We start from the raw sequence: 17,656 nt of genomic DNA, 5'->3' as shown, positions 1-17,656 counted from the left end.
ATGTAGCTTCGTGAAGAAAATCAATGGTCTGGCCACTCTTGCCGTGGGGCTTACTGCCCTCGTGGCTTTCGTGTTGTACCGCGTGTTCACGTACGAGGGCAACACGCCGCTCGTGTGGCGCGTGCCCATTGACCTCGACATCTACACCCTCGCGGGCAAGGATCTCCGCGACGGCGGGCTGCTCTACGACGCCGCGTACATTGGCGAGCTGCCGTTTACCTACCCGCCGTTTGCTGGCGTGCTCTTCAAGTGGCTATCGCTGCTCAGCGACAACTGGCTCATCGGCGTGTGGCAGATCGGCACGGGTGTGGCGCTCTTCGCCGTCATCCTGCTCGTGCTGAGCAACCGTTCGTATAAGCTCACGCCACTTACCGTCTACGTGGCCTTCCTGCTCACGCTGGGCACCACGGCCATCGAGCCGGTCATGGGCACGCTCTTCTTCGGCCAGATCAACGTCTTCCTCATGCTGCTGTGCGCGCTCGACCTACTGCCGCGCCGCTGGCGCCTGCCCGGCGTGGGCATCGGCCTGGCTGCGGGCATCAAGCTCACGCCGGCGTACATGGGCCTCGTTCTGCTCTTCCAGCGCCGCTGGTGGGCGGTCGTGGGCTGCCTCGCGACGTTTATCGCCACGGTCCTCGTGGGCTACTGGATCATCCCGGACGCCAACGATTTCTGGACGAACGCGGTCTTTAACTCCTCGCGCATCGGCGACCACGTGAACCCGGGCGCGATGGGCCTGCGCTCCGTCCTCGAGCGCCACTTCGGTCTCGAGGGCGGCGTGGGCTGGCTGCTCGCCGTCTTCGTTACGTTCTGCCTCACTCTCGCCGCGAACTTCGTGGCGACGCGTCGCGGCAACCAAGCGCTCGTCTTCGCATTTACCGGCATCAGCTCGTGCATGGTCTCTCCGTTCGCGTGGTTCCACCACTTCGTGTGGGTCGTCCCGCTCGCCGTCGTCATCCTGCTCGGCGCGAACCAGTGGCTAGGCGAGCGCCTGCCGGGCTGGGCGGCCGCGCTCGGCTCGATGGTCGCGATGTGCGTGTGCGTCATGCCCTGGATTTCCGCCGCGTTCTGGTTCGACGCGAGCTACCACAACCTCGATGACTGGACGAGCCCGCAGCCGCTCATGTCCCTCCTCTTCCCGTTCGCGGGCGGGGTCTACATGTTCTTCTACGCGGTGAGCGGCTTCTGGACGCTGCGCCGCGGCGGGCGACACGCGCGAGTCTAAGCAGGTTTAAACCAGGGGGTGGCCGGCGGCGAGCTCGTCGCAGGCGAGGTCCACGGCCGGGTTCCACGAGTGCGTCTCCTCGAAGAGGCGGCGCTGGCGCTCGTAGCCGGCGCCGTGCTCACTGATCTCGAGGACGCGGGCGAGTTCCGTGGCGCAGCCGAGCTCGCGGGCGAGCGGCGTGAGCTCCTCGACGAGGTCCGCAAGTTCGTCCTTAACCCAGCGCTCGTCCGTCTCGCGCGACGTGATGACGAGGGCGTCCATGCCGTAGCGGGCGCCGCGCCACTTATTCTCGGCGACGTGCCAGGGCTGCAGGGTGGGCAGCGGCTCGCCGGCTTCCCACAGACGGTCGTAGTGAACCACGAGGCAGTGCGTGAGCGCGACGATGGCGGAGAGTTCGCGGAGATTGGAGGCGGCATCGGAAATGCGGACCTCGACAGTGCCCCACTTGGAGGCCGGGCGGATGTCGAAGTGCATGGAGCCGGTGTGGTTGATGACGCCGGAAATCGACTGGTCGCGCATGTAGGACTGCCACTCGGCCCAGCTACCGAATTGATAAGGCATGCCCGCGGTGGGCAGCTGTTGGTAGAGCATCGTGCGGTTGGAGGCGTAGCCCGTGTCGAGCCCGTCCCAGCCCGGCGAGCACGCGGAGATGGCGAGCAGGTGCGGGTACTTGGTCATGAGCGCAGTGATGATCGGCCACACCTTGTCCTCGTGGCTCACACCGACGTGGACGTGGGTGCCCCACAGCAGCATCTGCTGGCCCCAGTAGCGCGTGCGGTTGATTATCTCCTTGTAGGAGTCCTTGTCCCCCAGCGGGTTCTTCCGGAAATCCGAAAACGGGTGGCCGCCGGAGGCCCACAGGCGCAGGCCGCGGTCCTCGGCGGCCGCGCGGACGAAGGACAGGTCGCGGGCGAGCTCCTCCATCGCCTGCGGCACCGTATCGCAGATGCCGGTGACGAGCTCGATGGTATTTTGGAGGAACTCCTTCTCCAGGTGCACCTCGGGGTGGGCGGCATTGACGGCCGCGATCACCTCCGGCCCGCGCGCGACGAGGTCGCGGGTCTGGGGATCGACAAGCGCGACCTCCCACTCGACGCCAAGCGTCGGTTTGGGGGATCGCGCAAAAATTTCAGCCGGGGTATTCACCCTCAAAATTTAACCCTATTGGTTGACCAACACGATAGTCACCGCGCCCTCAGCCATGGCTTTCTCGGGCAAGGCCTGGATATTCTCCTTCGCGATACCACTGAATTTATCTGCGAGGGTGCGCGCCTGCGCCTCGGCAACCGCGTCGCCGGCCGGGAAGAATACGGTGGTCTCGGTGAGGATTTCATCCGCGAAGTTGCCCACCTCGCCAAGCTCGTAGCCGGCGTCAGTCACCTGCTTGGACACGTCGGCAGCCAGGCCCTGCACCGTCGAGTTGTTGAGGATGCTCACCTTGCGCTGGCTTGCCGATGCCCCCTCTCCCGCACCGTCTGCCGACGCCGCCGCGTCACCTTCGCCGGTTGGGGCCGCGGCGTCAGGCGTGGCCGCGCCGTCTGCGCCGTCCGCGCCGGTCTCGCCCTGGGCCTCGGCGGGGGCGGCGGGCTGGCCGTTGGCGGGGGCATCGGAAGGCTGGGCCTGGCCGGGCTGGGGCTGCTGGGCCTGGGGCGACTGGGCGGCCACGGGGGCATCGGCAGCCGTGGGCTCCGGGTTGCCGCCGCGGGTAAAGCTGTAGAGTGCCCAGAGGCCGAGCGCGACGGCGACGGCGATGAGCACCATCGCGAGGCCGCGCAGGGGCAGGCCTGCTGCCGGGGTCTTCTCGTTCGTCTCAGGATTCACATTAGTCACATGCGTCACTTTAGCCGTCGGGCTGCTCCGTGGGGCGCGCGGCGCGCCGAAGATCCTCCCTCCGATCCCGCACGCGGCGCAGACGGCCCACGAGCTGCGGCGAATAGGCGAGCGCGTCGGCCGAGTCGAGCAGCCGGTTGAGCCGCTGGTGATAGCGGACGGGCGACATGTCGAAGCGCTCACGGATGGCCGCCTCCTTCGCGCCGACGGCGCGCGGGGCCTGCGCCTCGAAGTCTAAGAGGGCGGCGTCTAGGTCTGACAGCGAGCTCATGCCTAAACTGTAGGCCATGACTATTCGCCCCATCGTAATCCACGGCGATCCCGTGTTGCACCACCCCACCGAGCCGGTGACCGAGCCCATCTCCTCGCCTGAGCTCCAAGAACTCATTGCCGACATGTACGAGACCATGGAGGTCGCCCACGGCGTGGGCCTCGCCGCCAACCAGGTAGGCGTCAACAAGCGTCTCTTTGTCTACCACTGCCCGGACACGGATGGCCCGAACGGCACCGAGCTCGAGGGCGGCGGCATGCGCAAGGGTTGTGTCATCAACCCGGTGCTCGAAACCTCCGAGATCCCCAAGACCATGCCCGCCGACGACGGCTCCGAGGACGAAGGCTGCCTCTCCGTGCCAGGCGAAGGCTTCCCCACCGGCCGCGCCGACTGGGCCCGCGTCACCGGCAAGGACGAGCACGGCAACGACATCTCGATTGAGGGCTACGGCTTCTTCGCCCGAATGCTCCAGCACGAGACCGGCCACCTCGACGGCTTCGTCTACACCGACGTCCTCACCGGCCGCTACAAGCGCCAGGCGAAGAAGATCATTAAGTCCAACGGCTGGACCGAACCGGGACTCACCTGGCTGCCCGGCGAAGGCCCGGATCCCTTCGGCCACGACGACTAAGCTCGCCTTTCCATGAGCTACATTTTCCGCTCCGATGCCCCGCGCGTGGGCGAGCGCGTGGTCGTGCGCCGCAACATGGGCGGCGGCGTGCATTCCGATGTCATCGGGCACGTCGTCTCCCTCGACCCCCTCGTCGTCCGACCGCAGGAGGTGGGCGGCTACCCGTCCGCGCTCGAGGCCATCACCATTCCGGATGAGCAGATTCAGATCGTGAAGAAGCTCTCGCCGCGCATGGTCCGCAACTCCGACATCCGTGCCGTCGAGGTCGCCACCGCCGCAGCCTTCCCTGGCAAGGAACACACGTGGACCGCGGACGGCCAATGGCTCATGCGCGCCGGCGACGGCGTGACGGAACGCTCCAACTCCGCGACCCCGCTCGGCCCCTCCGCTGGCTTCACCCAGGTGCCGCTCGCCGAAATCGAGGCCTTCTACACCCGCCACGATCTGCCGCTTATCCTCGAGCTGCCAGAGCGCATCGGCAAACCTGCCGAGAAGCTCGTTGCAGGCAACCCCGCATGGACACTCGGTCCCGAAATCGCCGTCATGGTCCGCTCGCTCGAGGACCTCAACGACCTACCCGACCGTCCCGACGAGTGGGAGTTCCACATCGACGACCAACCCGACGCTGACTGGCTGGCTCTCTATCACTTCCGCGGCCAGGCTCTGCCGCCGGAAGCGCTCGAATACCTACGCACACGCATCGAGGGCCACATGGGCTTCGGCCGCCTCGTTACCCGCGAGGGCGAGACCGTCGCCATCACGCGCGGTACACTCACCGATTCCGGCGACGGCACGCGCTGGCTCGGCTACTCCGCCGTCGAGGTTGCCCCAGCCTGGCGCCGCCGCGGCCTCGCGACACAGCTAGGCATGGACATGCTCCGCTGGGGCCGTGAGCACGGCGCCGAGCGCGCCTACCTCCAAGTCCTCGGGACCAACGAGGCCGGTGTGGGCCTCTACACCAAGCTCGGCTTCATCGAGCAGCACCGCCACCGCTACGCTCACTTCACGGGCGAGTCCGGCACCGCCGCCCGCTAGAGCCCCTACCGTCCCTTGCCAACCATGTGCGGAGAGGCGAACGAAGCGCCACAACCCCGCTCCGGGCGCACGCGAAAGGCGCCGCACGGAGCGGGGTGGGCAGGATTGGAAAGGGCAGGGCAGGGCGCGGGGCCATCGGCTAAGCAATTCCCAGGTCGAACAGGCCGCCATCTTCCGGCGGCGGGTCCGGCACCTCCGGAGAGCCAGGCGGGGCAGGCGAAGAAGTCGACTCCGGCGGGGCCTTAGGGCGGGCCCGGAGGCGTTCGCCCGGCGCACGGCTGCGCTTATGAGACTCATTAAACTGCAGGTCACCGCCGTCCGGCGGGCGCCAGCCCACGGTTCCGGTGCGCAGGTCGCGCTCGAAGTGACCGAGTCCGCCCGAGCCGTCCCACTTGTCGTTATTCGTCACGTGGCAGGGGCGGCACGCGATAGTAAGGTTCTCGATATCAGTGCGACCGCCGTTGGCGAAGGCCACGATGTGGTGGATATCGCTCATGACCAACGGGGTATCGCAGCCGCGGCCGGAGCACACGAGCTCCGAAGCCGCGAGCGCGAGACGCTGCTCGAGCGTCGCCGTGCGGGTCGAGCGACCCATGTTGAGCGGCACCGGCGTAAGCCCGTCCATGAGAACCGCGAAGTCGGAACCGGCGCCGCCGGCGAGGAGAACCTCGAGCGCGTTGAGCGTGTAGCCCGTGTTCGTCTCGAAGCGGGTGTCCGCGTCAACGTGGCGCAGATCCTCGAGCGTCGTCGCGATGACGAGCGAGCCAATGCCACGAGCCTGGCGCTCCGGTGCCGAAAGATGCCCGCGGATAATGGCAAAGAACTGGTCCGCCATCCGCTGGCGCATGGTGCGCTTATCTTCTTCCGGGGCGACGACGGTGTTGGAGCCGCCGACGCGGCCCGGCGCGAGCGCTGCGCGCAGGGCGGCTGCCATCTCCGCGGTGAGGTAGCCACCGAAGGGCACGCCGCCGTCCGCGTCCTGTTGGCCCAACCAGATCGTGCGGTTCTTCCGCGCCGTGAGGTGGTCGCGACGATCCTCCGGGGTACGGCCGCGACGGTTGGCGTCCTAGACCTTGGCGCGCAGCCACTGGCGCAGATCCTTCTCAGAGCGCTTCTCTGCCTCCTTGAGCGCGAGCGCGTGGAGCTCGGCCTTAGACGGATCGCACGTATCCGAAAGACGCTCGAGCTCCTGGTCGATGATGCGCTGCTTGGACTCGCGCACACGGCGGGCACGTTCACGAGCCTCGGCGCGGGCGGCGGCCTCCCGCTCCGCCTGCTCGCGGCGCCGGCGCTCCTCTTCCTCGCGGCGCGCTGCCTCTGCGGGATCCGGCGCGGGCTCCGCAGGTTCGGACCCGGGGTCAGGAGAGGGGGCGTCGAAAAGCAAACGACCCGCATTGAGGCGGGCCGTGGCGGTGGCGTGATCGATATCGAGGGTGTGGGTGAGGTAGTCGACGGTGCGGGTGGAACCGACCAGGCGGCCAGCGTCCGCGCGGTGGGCGAGCCAGGCAAAGCGTGCGTCGGCGAAGGCCTTCTTGGCCATGGCGCGCTCGAGTTCTTCCATGGGCTGGGCGAGCTCGGCGAATGCCGAAACCTCAACGACTGCTTGCAGCCGCTCCAGCAACGCGTCGATCTGATTGACCAGTTCCTGCGGATTATCCATCTCTACCTCCTCCCGCTTACACATTCGATAATAGTCACACACCAAGGAAAGTCAAGCCTTTTTTAGAACAAATTTGCTAACCTTAAAGCCGACAGTGAGACATGTTCGATAGCGACCTGGGGAAAGCAAGGTAATCTTTAGGCCATGCGCATCGCCACGTGGAATATCAACTCGGTTCGAGCCCGGACCGAGCGCGCCGTCGACCTCCTTCGCAAGCACGACCTCGACGTGCTCTGCTTGCAAGAGACCAAGGTGGCGGACGACAAATTCCCGCGCGCGCCGTTTGAGGACGCTGGGTACCACGTGAGCGCCCATGGGCTGAACCAGTGGAACGGCGTGGCCATCGTGTCCAAGGACGCGCCGGAGGACGTACACACAAGCTTCCCGCACCAGCCCGGGTTCGCGAAGGACCAGACCAAGCCGCAGAACCTCGAGGCGCGCGCGATAGGGGCGACGATCAGGGGCGTGGAAATCTGGAGCCTCTACGTGCCCAACGGCCGCGAGCTCACGGACCCACACTACGGCTACAAGCTGGCGTTCTACTACGCCCTGGCGCGCTATGCGGAGGACAAAGCGAAGGGCAAGCTGCTGCTCACTGGCGACTTCAACGTCGCGCCCCGCGACGAAGACGTGTGGGATATCGACTTCTTCAAGGGAAAGACCCACGTGTCCGAGCCGGAGCGGGCGGCGTTCGAGATGCTCCTTGAGGCCGGAGTGCGAGAGCTCAAGCCGAAAGAACGCTACACCTACTTCGATTACAAGTCCGCGCGCTTTGAGCGCAATCAGGGCATGAAGATCGATTTCTTGCTTGCAACGGAGACGCTGCACGAAAAGCGCACGTGGGTGGATCTGGAAGAACGCGCCGGCGAGAAGACCTCGGACCACTGCCCGCTCATCACGGAGCTGGACCTGCCGGACTTCAACGCGGTGCGCTGATGAGCCTCAACGTCGACCTGTCGACGTGGCAGTTTGTTCTGCTCATCGTTGATTACGCCATCAAGATTCTGGCCGTCGGCTTCGTGCCGGAGGGCCGGCGCCCGTCGAGCTCGACGGCGTGGCTGCTCGCCATTTTGCTGCTGCCCTACATCGGGCTGCCGCTGTTCCTGCTCATGGGCTCGCCGTATATCAACCGGCGCCGGCACCGCATCCAAAAAGAAGCCAATGAGATGATCGAGGATGTCCACGCGGGCATGCCGGACCACCCGCACGATGAACTGCCTACGGAAATCGAGTCGCTGCTCAAACTTAACCGCAAGCTCACCGGGTTCCCCGCCGTGCACGGCCATAACGCGGGCATCCACGCGGACTACGAGGAAGCCATCGCCGCGATGGCCCGCGCCGTCGACCGCGCCGAAAAGTACGTCTACGTCGAGATTTACATCCAATCCTGGGACACCGTCACCGCGCCCTTCTACGAGGCCCTGGAGCGCGCCGCGACACGAGGCGTCGAGGTCAAGCTGCTTCTCGACCAGATTGGTTCCTGCAAGTACAAGGGCTACCGGAAGCTCGGAAAGAAGCTCACGAACGCGGGCATCGACTGGCATCTCACGCTGCCCATCTCGCTCACCCGCGGCCGCTTCCGCCGTCCCGACCTGCGCAATCACCGTAAAATCATGGTCGTCGACGGCGAGGTGGGCTTCCTCGGATCGCTCAATATGATCCAGCGCCAGTATCGCACGAAGGACCGCGCGTGGGTCGACTACATGACGGAGCTCACCGGGCCCATCGTCGCCTCGCTGAGCGCCATCTTCGCCGTGGATTGGTACCTCGAATCAGACGAAATCATCGAGCCTAAGCTCCCGCCCCACCGCGACACCCCAGCCGAGGACACGAACTACCTGCAGCTCATCCCCTCCGGGCCCGGCTACACCACGGAGCCGAACCTCCGCATGTTCAACTCCGTCATTCACCACGCCAAGCACCGCCTGGTCATGGTGAGCCCCTATTTTGTGCCGGACGAGTCCATGATGGACGCCATCACCACCGCCTGTTACCGCGACGTCGACGTCGAGCTCTACGTCTCCGCCGTCGCCGACCAGTTCATGGTCAACCACGCGCAATCCTCGTACTACCAGGCGCTTCTCGAGGCCGGCGTGCGCATTTTCCAGTTCCCCTACCCCTTCGTCCTGCACTCCAAGTTCCTCGTCGCGGACGCGGGCCACCCCAACCCGCTGTGCATGTTTGGCAGCTCCAATATGGACATGCGTTCCTTCGGCCTCAATTATGAGACCACGTTGCTCGTCGCGCAGGGCAATCTCATCGACCAGTTCAGCCAGCTCGGCGCCAACTACCGCGCCGTCTGCCACGAGCTCACCCTCGACGAGTGGAACGAGCGCGGCTTCGGCCGCCGCTACGTCGACAACGTCATGCGGCTTACCTCGGCGCTGCAATAGCTTTCCGATGCCCCTAGCCCGCTTCGCGTGCTAGGCGAGAGGTAGCCCAGAAGCCCGCAGCCGCCGCAATAATCCCGCAGGTCAGGATACCAAAAGCCATCGTATGCGTAGGCTGGGATCCTAAGCCCATAAGCGGCGAGACGATGCCGCCCAACAGCGACTGGACAAAGCCCATGACCGCGGAGATGGAGCCAGCAAGCTCGCGGCGAATGCCCGTGGCCAACGCCGTCGCGTTGCCCATGATAAACCCCACCGGGGACGTGGCGAGCAGGATGCAGGCAACGATGAGGTACCAGGGGGCATCGGCAAGCGCGGCGACGGTGAGGATGAGGCCTCCGCCAACGCACAGCAGCAGGCCGGCGCGGAGCATGGTCACGGCGCCGAAGCGCGTGACGAGGCGCGAGTTGATGGTGGTCGCGACGAGCATGCCCAACGCGTTGATGGCGAAGAGCAGCGAGTAGTGGGCGGGGCTGAAGCCGTAGACCGTCTGGAGGACGAAGGAGGACGCCGAGATATAGCTAAACAGCGCGCCGAAGCCGAAGGCCATAGCGAGGAGGAAGCCCCACACGAGCGGCATGCGCACGACGGTGAGGTAATTGCACGCGACCGTGCGCACGAGGCCGCCGGTGCGCTCGGCCTTGCCGCCGGTCTCCGGGACGAGGAGGAACGCGAGGAGGAGCTGGACGGCGTGGAGACCGGTGAGCGTCCAGAAGATGCCGCGCCAGCCCACGGGCTCCGCGAGCAGGCCGCCGATGACCGGCGCGATGGCCGGCGCGATGCCGCCGATGGCCATGAGCACCGAGAACGTCTTCGCCGCCGCGGAGCCGCTGAGCAGGTCTGGCACGACGGAGCGCGCGAGCACGTTGCACGCGCCGCCGCCCAGGCCTTGGAGGATGCGGGCGAGGATGAGCACGCCGATGCCCGGCGCGAGCGCCGCGAGCACGGACGCCACGAGCGCCAGGCCTGCGGACCACAGCAGCAGCCGGCGGCGGCCCACGACGTCCGAGACCGGACCGATGAGCAGCTGGCCGAAAGCCATGCCCACGAAGAAGCCGGTGAGCGTGAACTGCGCGACGGCCTGCTCGACGCCGAACTCGCCAGCGATGTGCGGCAGGACGGGCAGATACATGTCAGTCGCAAAAGGCGCTGTTGCGGACAACAGCGCCAAGGTGAGCATGAGGGGGACGGGAATCATACGTCTCGTTTTACCAGGGCGGCCACGCCGCCCAGCCACAAGATGGCGGCCCAGAGCACGAAGACGACGAGGTACCAGTGCGAATTATCCGCAAAGACGGACCACGAGCCCGCCGTGTCCATGAGCCACGAGCGCAACGCGTTAAACGGCGAGAAGTGCATGAGCTTCTCGCCCACCTTCGGCACGAACTGAATGAGGTTGTCCACGCCCCAGAAAAGGATGAGTCCCACGGCAATCGTGCCCGCGGACTGGCGCAGCAGCAGCGCCAGGCCCTGGGCGAAGACGACCATGAGCGCCGTGCCCGCTGGGTACGCCCACAGCGCGCGCTGCGCGACCGGGTCTGCAAAAATATTGTCGAAGCCGACGACCTCGTCCGCCATGAGCTGCGCGAGCCCCAGGCACGCGACGATGCCGATGAACATGAGTATCGCCGCGATGACGGCGTAGAGCACGAGCTTCGCCACGGCGACCTGCGCGCGGTGCGGGTTCGCCAGGTACAGCGGCGTGGGCAGGTTGTAGCGGTACTCCGTCGTGATGACCATGATCGCCTGAATCATGAGCACGGACAGGTTGAGCCACAGCAGGCCCGAGACCACGATGGACGCGCTCGCCACCGCGGGCGCCCCGTCGAAAAGCGAGGTCAGCCGCGTGGTAAAGAACGCCCACAGCAACGAGAAGACGAAGAACAGACCGGTCGTCCACCGGAACGACGCCGTCGTGGTGAGCTTCGTGAACTCCGCACGAATCGTATTAACGAGCATGGTGGCCTCCTTGGCTGTCCGCCGGGCGGGACTGATATTGCACGTCATCGCGCGTGAGCTCCATAAACGCGTCCTCGAGCGAGGCGCGGCGCAGCGAAAGCTCGTCGAGCGCCACGCCCACGCTAAACGCGAGGCGTCCGATGTTCTCCGTCGTCTGGTCCGGCACGATAAGCGTCGGGCGGCCTTCTTCGTCCGCGCCGCGCTCGTAGCCGATGCCTTCCGAGCTCAGCGTGTCCGCGAACGCGTCGAGGTGTTCGGCGCGCACGATGACGGACGAGCCCGAGTACTGCTTGACGAAGTCGTACGTCGGCATATCCGCGATGAGACGGCCGCGGCCGATGACCACGAGCTGGTCCGCCGTGAGCGCCATCTCCGAGAGCAGGTGCGAGGAAATGAGCACCGAGCGGCCCTCCGCCGCGAGCGCCTTGACGAGCGAGCGCACCCAGCGGATACCCTCCGGATCGAGACCGTTGACAGGCTCGTCGAGTAGCAGCACCTCCGGGTCGCCGAGCAGCGCCGCCGCCAGGCCCAGACGCTGGCCCATGCCCAGCGAAAAGCCGCCGGCCTTCTTGCCCGCCACGCCGTCGAGGCCCACGATTCCCAGGACCTCGTCCACGCGCGACAGCGGCAGCCCGTTCGACTGCGCCATCCACTTGAGGTGGTTGCGCGCGCTGCGGTTGGGGTGCACGGCCTTCGCGTCGAGCAGCGCGCCCACCTTCGTAAGCGGGTTGCGCAGCTCGCCGTATGGCACGCCGTCAATGAGCGCACGCCCGGCCGTCGGCAGGTCGAGCCCCAGAATCATCCGCATGGTCGTTGACTTGCCCGCGCCGTTCGGGCCCAAAAAGCCCGTGACGACGCCCGGTTTGACGTTGAACGTCACGTCATCGACCGCGCGGACCGAACCATAGTGCTTGGTCAGTCCTTGAACTTCAATCATGCGGACAACACTACAGGTCCCTGCGGCATCTCACCGCCCAACCACGGCGCACGGCCGGAGACTACAGCCCCAACTCCGCCACCGCGTCCCGCAGGCCCGGCAACGCCGCCCGGAACGCTGGCAACAAATCCAACCGCTCCACTGCGTCCCCCGCCAACGGCACCCAGCGCAGCTCCTGGGATTCTTCATTCGCCACCACCGGCAGCCGACGCGAAGCACCCGCGAGCACCGTCGTATACGTCCACCCGTCGCCCTCAAACGGCCCAGCCGTCACGAGCGAGCGGCGCACCGTGACGGACGCGGCGGGGACGCCGCACTCTTCGAAGGTCTCGCGGAGGGCGGCATCGGCAGCAGATTCGCCCCGCTCGCGCGCGCCGCCGGGCACGCCCCACGTGTCGCCCTGGTTAGTCCACGCCGCGCGATGCTGGAGCAGGACGTGGCCCTCGGCGACGAGGAAGAGCCCCGCCGCGCCATAAAGACCCCACAGCTTCATGCCACCGGGGCCCGCAGCCCAGCCGTCACCTGAAAATTTTCCGCTCATGTCCGCCATACTAACCGCGCCGCCCCACCCCGGCCCGTTATCCTTAAGGAATGACCACGCCCAACGCCGAGCTCGCCGATCAGTGGTTGGATGACGTCACCGAGCCCTCCCAGCCGGTCTTCGACCGTCCCACCCACCGGCTCTACGCGTGGTTTATCGGCCCGGCGCGCCTGGCGCGGAGCCTCCTTAGCTTCCTCGGCACCACGCCCGGCAAGCTCGTGGCGGTCACGCTAGCGCTCACCATCGCCATCGCTGCGGCGGGCATGTCGCTCGCGGCCAGCTCCACGGACCGGCACGCGAACCTCGATACGCTGCTTAGCTCCACCGAGCCCATGAATAACTCGGCACACAACCTCTACACCTCGCTCTCGCTCGCGGACACGATTGCGACCGCCGGCTTCGTCCAGCTGGGCGAGGGCTCCACGGACGACCGCGCGGCCTATAACGCGGCCATCGACACCGCGACGGTCGCCGCGACAGAATCCGCGCTCGGCTCCGCAACGGATGACACGCGCATTCGCGAACTCATCCTCAACATCCAGCGCCAGCTGCCGGTGTACACGGGCATGGTGGAAACCGCGCGCGCCAACCACCGCGATGGCAACGCCGTCGCCGTGAACTACATGTCCAACGCCTCGACGCTCATGCGCGAGGACATCCTGCCGGACGCCCGCGAGCTCTTTCGCCTCACCAGCGCCAAGGTGACGCAGGAACAAAAGGCGCTCACCCGCCCGCAATGGGTGCCGCTCTCCGGCTTCGTCGCCGCCGTATTCTTCCTCCTCGCCGCGCAGTGGTGGCTGTGGCGGCTCACACGCCGCCGCTTCAACCGCGGCTTCCTCGCCGCGACGGTGCTGCTCTCCGTCGCGCTGGCCTGGGTGAGTATCGCCACCATCATGACCTGGGCCGCGGGCTCGCAGCGCTTCGAGGCCGTCGCCGCGCCGTGGGAGCAGCTCACCGCCTCCCAGATTGAGGCCCAGCAGGCGCGCACGACGGAAACGCTCATGCTCGTCTCCCGCCAGGCCACCGTGGACGCGACCGTCGACTTCGACGCCACGGTCCTCGACGTCCACCAGGCGCTGGACTCCTACGGCGCGGCCGAAGACCTCGGCGCCGGCGATGCCCAGTCCGTCGCCGCTGCCCGCGGCGCCCTCAACCAATGGGCCAGCGCGCACAAGGACCTCGTGGCTGATCTCAACGCGGGCCGTTACGACTCCGCCATCACGCTGTCCACCGAGGACGGCGCCGGCAGCTTCAACGACCTCAACGACGCACTCACCCGCCTTATCGCGGACACGCGCGGCGTCCTGCGCTCCTACATCGAATCCGGCCACCAGGCCACGACGGCGCTCGGCGGCTCGGTGGGCTTCCTCACACTCCTCGGCATCATCTGCGTCTGGCTCGGCATCCGCCCCCGACTACAGGAGTACCTCTAATGCGCCGCCTCGCCGCCGTCCTCCTCGCCGTCCCGTTGGCCGCCTGTGCGCCCCCGCCTTCCGATGCCCCCTCCCCCGCGCCATCCGCTCCCTCCCGCATCGGCCAGCCGCTGCCGGCCGGCGCCTCGCTCGAGCCCGCGGGCTCACAGCCCGCTCGCACGGACGCGGACGCGAGCACAGATCTGCTGCGCGGCGCGGAAGGCAGCCTTCGCCCGGATGATAAGAAGCCGAAGGAGCGCGTCCCGTCCATCGTGGAGCGCGGCCGGCTCATCGTGGGCGTAGACCAGTCGAATAACCTGCTCAGCTACCGCGACGCGCAGTCGGGCGAGCTGCGCGGCTTCGAGGTATCGCTTGCGCACGAGCTCGCGCGCGATATTTTCGACGACCCGAACCGTGTGGAGTTCCGCTACGTCACCTCCGCCGAACGCGCCGCGGCCCTCGAGGACGGCACCGTAGACGTCGTCATCCGTTCCATGACGATTTCGGCGCAGCGCCAGCAGCAGGTCGAGTTCTCCACGCCCTACCTCACGACCCGCACACGCCTGCTCGTGCCGGCCTCAAGCGCCATCCGCGAGCTTTCCGATGTCGCCGGCCACACCGTCTGCGCCGCCGCCGGCTCCACCTCCATCGACATCATCCGGGCGCAGGCGCCGGAAGCGGACATCCTGGCCACGCGCTCGTGGGGCGACTGCCTCATGGCGCTCCAGCTCGGCCAGACCGACGCCATCATCACCGACGACGCCCTGCTCTCCGGCATGGCGGCGCAGGATTCCTCGACCATCATCGTGGGCGAGGCGCTCTCCCAGGAGGCCTACGGCGTCGCCGTCGCCCGCGACGCCGCGAAGACCGCGGGGCTTGTGCGCCAAGTCAATTCCACGCTCGAGCGCCTCCGTTCCGACGGCACGTGGTCGAGCCTCTACCAGGAGTGGTTCGGCGACTACCTGCCCGCGCAGTCGCTGCCCGCGCCCGTCTACCGTCCCGAACCCGCGCAGGAGGATCGTGCCCAATGACCGACCGCGACCACCCATCCCACGACGAGCCCCAACCCACCGAGGCCGTCCCCTACGATCCCTTCGCCGACGAGGACACTGGCACGACCGCCGTCGCCTTCGACCCGTTTGCCGACGACGAAGACGACGCCGGATCCACCGAAGAGGACGCGGCGATTGCTGCGCTCATCGAGTCGATGACCAACCTGCGCCCGGGCGGGGCGGCGGCGAAGGGGGCATCGGCAAGCTCACTCACCCCGAGCGAACGCGACAAGGCACTCATGACCTTCCGCGAGCGGCGCGCCGCGGCGCGCACCGAGCGCGAGGTCGCGGACGGCATGGTGCGCCTGCCCTTCGTCGTGCCCACGGACCCGCACGACGCGCTGCGCGAGCCCGAGGACAACGGGAAGACCCCGCCGCCGCAGCTCGGCCCCGGCGACATGATTGCGGGCCAATACGAAATCCTGGGCGTCATCGCGCACGGCGGCATGGGCTGGATTTACCTGGCGAAAGACCACGTCGTCTCGGAACGCATCGTCGTGTTGAAGGGCATGCAATCCCATAAGAACGCGGACGAGACGGACGCTGCCCGCGCCGAGCGCGAATTCCTCGCGGACATCACGCACCCGGGAATCGTGAAGATTTTTAACTTCGTCGACGACGCACGCGTGCCCGGCGGATTCATCGTCATGGAATACGTGGGCGGCCCTTCCCTGCGCGCCCGCCGCAACCTCCAGGACGGCGGCCTGCTGCCCATCGATATCGCGATCGCGTACATCCTCGAGGTCCTCCCCGCGCTCGACTACCTCCACGCGCGCGGCGTGGTCTACAACGACCTCAAACCCGACAACATCATTGTCACCGAGGACCAGGTCAAGCTCATCGACCTGGGCGCGGTCTCCGGCATCGGCTCCTACGGTTTTATCTACGGCACGAAGGGCTTCCAAGCCCCCGAGGTCGCCACCGCCGGCCCCACCGTCGCCAGCGATATCTACACGGTCGGCCGCACGCTCGCCGCACTCACGCTGCGCCTGCCGCGCGACGAAAACAACATCTATAGGCCCGGCGTCCCCAGCCCCACCGACGAGCCGGTTCTGCGCCACTACCTGTCCTATTACCGCCTGCTCCTGCGCGCGACGCACCCGGACCCCGCGCAGCGTTTTACCGACATCGCGGAGCTACGCACTCAGCTCTACGGCGTGCTGCGCGAAGTCATCGCCGTCCGCGACGGCATCCAGCACCCGGCGCAGCACTCGCTCTTCTCGCCGCAGCGTACAACCTTCGGCACAAAACACCTCGTCTTCCGCACGGACCAGCTCATCGACGGCATCGACCGCACCGTGCGCATTACCTCCCCCGAGGTCGCCTCCGCGCTACCCACCCCGCTGCTCGACCGCTCCGATATCGGTGCCCCGCTCCTCCAAGGCTATTCCTACACCGAGCCGCAGGAAGCCCTCGAAACCCTGCGCCAGGCCATGCAAATACCCGAGTATGAGACCTCCGTGGAAATCCCCTTCGGCGTCGTGCGCTCGATGATCGACCTCGGCTTCATCGGCCAGGCCCGCGCGTGGCTCGACTCCATCCACGCCACCCACGGCGATAACTGGCGTTTCCACTGGTTCTCCGGCGTCACCGAGCTCCTCCTCGACCGCTACGTCCAGGCGCAAAAGCACTTCTCGCAAGTGCTCACCATCCTGCCCGGCGAGCCCGCGCCGAAGCTCGCAATCGCCGCCGTCAACGAGCTCATCCTGCAACAGCTCGGCTACCACGAGACCGCCTTGCTCCCCGCCGAGATCGCCCGCGCCGTCTCCGGCCTCCATACCTCGCTCGCGGAGCTGCCCAACGAAACATTCGAGGAGCATCCCGGAATCTGGGAACACATCACCGAAGATCCCACGATGCTCCGCTTCAACTCCTTGCGTCTCTACGCCGTGGTCTGGGCGACGAACCCCACCACCGTCTCCTCCGCCTTCGGCCTCGCGCGCCAACTGCGCACGGAGCACCAAGTCGAGCTCGCCGTCGCCACCCTCGACGCCGTGCCGAACGCCTCGCGCCACCACCGCATGGCGCGCCTCACCACGATCCTGCAGCTCATCATGCAGGGGCTTACCGAGTCCCGCGTGCGCCGCGCCGCCCGCCGCCTCGAGGAAATCCCCACCAACGAGCCGCGCTTCTTGCAAATCAAGGTCGCCGTCATCTCCGCCGGGCTCAACTTCCTGCGTGAAAAACACCTCGAGCGAGCCGCCTCCCCCAACGACCTCTTCGAGTACGCGTTTACGCAGCGCGGCCTCCAGTACGGCCTCGCCGATACGCTGCGCACCCTCGCGCGCCAGGCACCGTACAGCCGGCACCGCTACGCGCTCGTGGACCTCGCCAACCAGGTCCGGCCCATCACGATGTTCTAGCGCCACCAGCGCGTCCGCCGCGCCGCTTGCCGATGCCCTCCTCCCCCAAGTTCGCATCAAAAGTCACCACCGTCTGCCCGAAGGCGCCGGTCTCACCGACGGTGGGTTGCACGGCGGCATCGGTGTGCAGGGTGCCGCGTGGACCGCCGTGAGATGGGCGGTCACAAAAAGGGCAGCCGAAAGCGCCGCACCGCCGTCGATATGCCTGGCGTGCACAGCCCAAAGACAGGATGAGCGCAGGGAGTTTAGGCGTTTCGGAATTCCTCCTCGAGCAGTTGCTTTTCTTCTTCCACCCACGCCGGCAGCGGGCCTTCCAGCTCCGGCGCGACCGGCGTGCCCGGCGGGTGATA

17 protein-coding genes and 1 pseudogene are annotated in these 17,656 nt (G+C 66.9%); 8 read left to right on the top strand and 10 right to left on the bottom strand.

Annotation, left to right across the window (positions count from 1 at the left end; all coding sequences use genetic code 11):
• Positions 1 to 10 precede the first annotated feature (10 nt).
• Positions 11 to 1,225 carry a glycosyltransferase 87 family protein gene (locus ABJ196_RS09315; RefSeq protein ID WP_347306474.1) on the top strand — a complete coding sequence of 405 codons (1,215 nt, stop codon included), beginning with the start codon at positions 11 to 13 and terminating at the stop codon, positions 1,223 to 1,225.
• 6 nt (positions 1,226 to 1,231) lie between these two features.
• Here ABJ196_RS09315 and ABJ196_RS09310 read toward each other — a convergent pair whose 3' ends face one another.
• Genes ABJ196_RS09310 through ABJ196_RS09300 form a run of 3 tightly spaced genes read right to left on the bottom strand, consistent with a single transcriptional unit; the run spans position 1,232 to position 3,326 of the window.
• A complete protein-coding gene (locus tag ABJ196_RS09310) occupies positions 1,232 to 2,371 on the bottom strand; it encodes a glutamate--cysteine ligase (RefSeq protein WP_347306472.1) in 1,140 nt (379 codons plus the stop codon).
• 15 nt (positions 2,372 to 2,386) lie between these two features.
• Complete coding sequence (locus ABJ196_RS09305; protein ID WP_347306470.1) at positions 2,387 to 3,055, bottom strand: LytR C-terminal domain-containing protein; 669 nt, start codon at positions 3,053 to 3,055, stop codon at positions 2,387 to 2,389.
• Positions 3,056 to 3,065: 10 nt separating this feature from the next.
• On the bottom strand, positions 3,066 to 3,326 hold the full coding sequence (locus ABJ196_RS09300) for a DUF3263 domain-containing protein (RefSeq protein ID WP_066492970.1): 261 nt from the start codon (positions 3,324 to 3,326) through the stop codon (positions 3,066 to 3,068).
• A gap of 16 nt (positions 3,327 to 3,342) precedes the next feature.
• On the opposite strand from ABJ196_RS09300, the gene ABJ196_RS09295 reads away from it, so the two are divergent.
• Positions 3,343 to 3,957 carry a peptide deformylase gene (locus tag ABJ196_RS09295; protein WP_066512360.1) on the top strand — a complete coding sequence of 205 codons (615 nt, stop codon included), beginning with the start codon at positions 3,343 to 3,345 and terminating at the stop codon, positions 3,955 to 3,957.
• A 12-nt stretch (positions 3,958 to 3,969) separates the two neighbouring features.
• Positions 3,970 to 4,992, top strand: coding sequence for a GNAT family N-acetyltransferase (locus tag ABJ196_RS09290; protein ID WP_347306468.1), 1,023 nt, complete (start codon positions 3,970 to 3,972; stop codon positions 4,990 to 4,992).
• Positions 4,993 to 5,131: 139 nt separating this feature from the next.
• Here the strand turns inward: ABJ196_RS09290 and ABJ196_RS09285 are convergent, their stop codons facing one another.
• The 3 genes and pseudogenes from ABJ196_RS09285 to ABJ196_RS09275 all read right to left on the bottom strand — a co-directional run bounded on the left by ABJ196_RS09285 (position 5,132) and on the right by ABJ196_RS09275 (position 6,652).
• A complete protein-coding gene (locus tag ABJ196_RS09285; RefSeq protein ID WP_347306563.1) occupies positions 5,132 to 5,524 on the bottom strand; it encodes an HNH endonuclease signature motif containing protein in 393 nt (130 codons plus the stop codon).
• A gap of 21 nt (positions 5,525 to 5,545) precedes the next feature.
• Positions 5,546 to 6,016 (bottom strand): annotated as a pseudogene (locus ABJ196_RS09280) (DUF222 domain-containing protein); the annotation flags it as partial.
• A gap of 42 nt (positions 6,017 to 6,058) precedes the next feature.
• Complete coding sequence (locus ABJ196_RS09275) at positions 6,059 to 6,652, bottom strand: hypothetical protein (protein WP_347306466.1); 594 nt, start codon at positions 6,650 to 6,652, stop codon at positions 6,059 to 6,061.
• Positions 6,653 to 6,796: 144 nt separating this feature from the next.
• Here ABJ196_RS09275 and ABJ196_RS09270 point away from each other — a divergent pair, with 144 nt between their 5' ends.
• Both ABJ196_RS09270 and ABJ196_RS09265 read left to right on the top strand, forming a co-directional pair.
• Complete coding sequence (locus ABJ196_RS09270) at positions 6,797 to 7,588, top strand: exodeoxyribonuclease III (protein WP_347306464.1); 792 nt, start codon at positions 6,797 to 6,799, stop codon at positions 7,586 to 7,588.
• Positions 7,588 to 9,045, top strand: a complete 1,458-nt coding sequence (locus tag ABJ196_RS09265) for a phospholipase D-like domain-containing protein (RefSeq protein ID WP_347306462.1) — start codon at positions 7,588 to 7,590, stop codon at positions 9,043 to 9,045. Before ABJ196_RS09270 ends, ABJ196_RS09265 begins: the two co-directional genes overlap by 1 nt.
• A gap of 13 nt (positions 9,046 to 9,058) precedes the next feature.
• Here the strand turns inward: ABJ196_RS09265 and ABJ196_RS09260 are convergent, their stop codons facing one another.
• From ABJ196_RS09260 to ABJ196_RS09245, 4 genes are all read right to left on the bottom strand, one after another.
• The gene (locus ABJ196_RS09260; protein ID WP_347306460.1) at positions 9,059 to 10,240 is read right to left on the bottom strand and encodes a multidrug effflux MFS transporter; all 1,182 of its coding nucleotides are present in this window, start codon (positions 10,238 to 10,240) and stop codon (positions 9,059 to 9,061) included.
• Positions 10,237 to 11,001: an ABC transporter permease gene (locus ABJ196_RS09255; RefSeq protein ID WP_347306458.1), complete on the bottom strand. Its 765-nt coding sequence runs from the start codon at positions 10,999 to 11,001 to the stop codon at positions 10,237 to 10,239. Before ABJ196_RS09255 ends, ABJ196_RS09260 begins: the two co-directional genes overlap by 4 nt.
• Entirely contained in the window at positions 10,991 to 11,938 is a 948-nt protein-coding gene (locus tag ABJ196_RS09250) for an ABC transporter ATP-binding protein (RefSeq protein WP_347306456.1), read from the bottom strand. Before ABJ196_RS09250 ends, ABJ196_RS09255 begins: the two co-directional genes overlap by 11 nt.
• 61 nt (positions 11,939 to 11,999) lie before the next feature.
• The gene (locus ABJ196_RS09245) at positions 12,000 to 12,479 is read right to left on the bottom strand and encodes an NUDIX hydrolase (RefSeq protein ID WP_347306454.1); all 480 of its coding nucleotides are present in this window, start codon (positions 12,477 to 12,479) and stop codon (positions 12,000 to 12,002) included.
• 50 nt (positions 12,480 to 12,529) lie between these two features.
• Here ABJ196_RS09245 and ABJ196_RS09240 point away from each other — a divergent pair, with 50 nt between their 5' ends.
• The 3 genes from ABJ196_RS09240 to ABJ196_RS09230 are packed head-to-tail and all read left to right on the top strand — an operon-like array spanning position 12,530 to position 17,306.
• Entirely contained in the window at positions 12,530 to 13,912 is a 1,383-nt protein-coding gene (locus ABJ196_RS09240) for a hypothetical protein (protein WP_347306452.1), read from the top strand.
• Positions 13,912 to 14,922 (top strand): glutamate ABC transporter substrate-binding protein, encoded by a 1,011-nt coding sequence (locus ABJ196_RS09235; RefSeq protein ID WP_347306450.1) that lies wholly within the window; start codon positions 13,912 to 13,914, stop codon positions 14,920 to 14,922. The genes ABJ196_RS09240 and ABJ196_RS09235 overlap by 1 nt, the downstream gene beginning before the upstream one ends.
• On the top strand, positions 14,919 to 17,306 hold the full coding sequence (locus tag ABJ196_RS09230; protein WP_347306448.1) for a tetratricopeptide repeat protein: 2,388 nt from the start codon (positions 14,919 to 14,921) through the stop codon (positions 17,304 to 17,306). The genes ABJ196_RS09235 and ABJ196_RS09230 overlap by 4 nt, the downstream gene beginning before the upstream one ends.
• The last annotated feature ends 350 nt before the right edge of the window (positions 17,307 to 17,656 follow it).

The sequence above is a fragment of the Corynebacterium sp. SA-MJD20WY100 genome, assembly GCF_039822565.1.
In the GTDB taxonomy this organism is placed as follows: Bacteria; Actinomycetota; Actinomycetes; order Mycobacteriales; family Mycobacteriaceae; genus Corynebacterium; species Corynebacterium phoceense_A.
The sequence above is the reverse complement of the archived record's forward strand: the minus strand, read 5'-3'. Positions and strand labels throughout refer to the sequence as shown.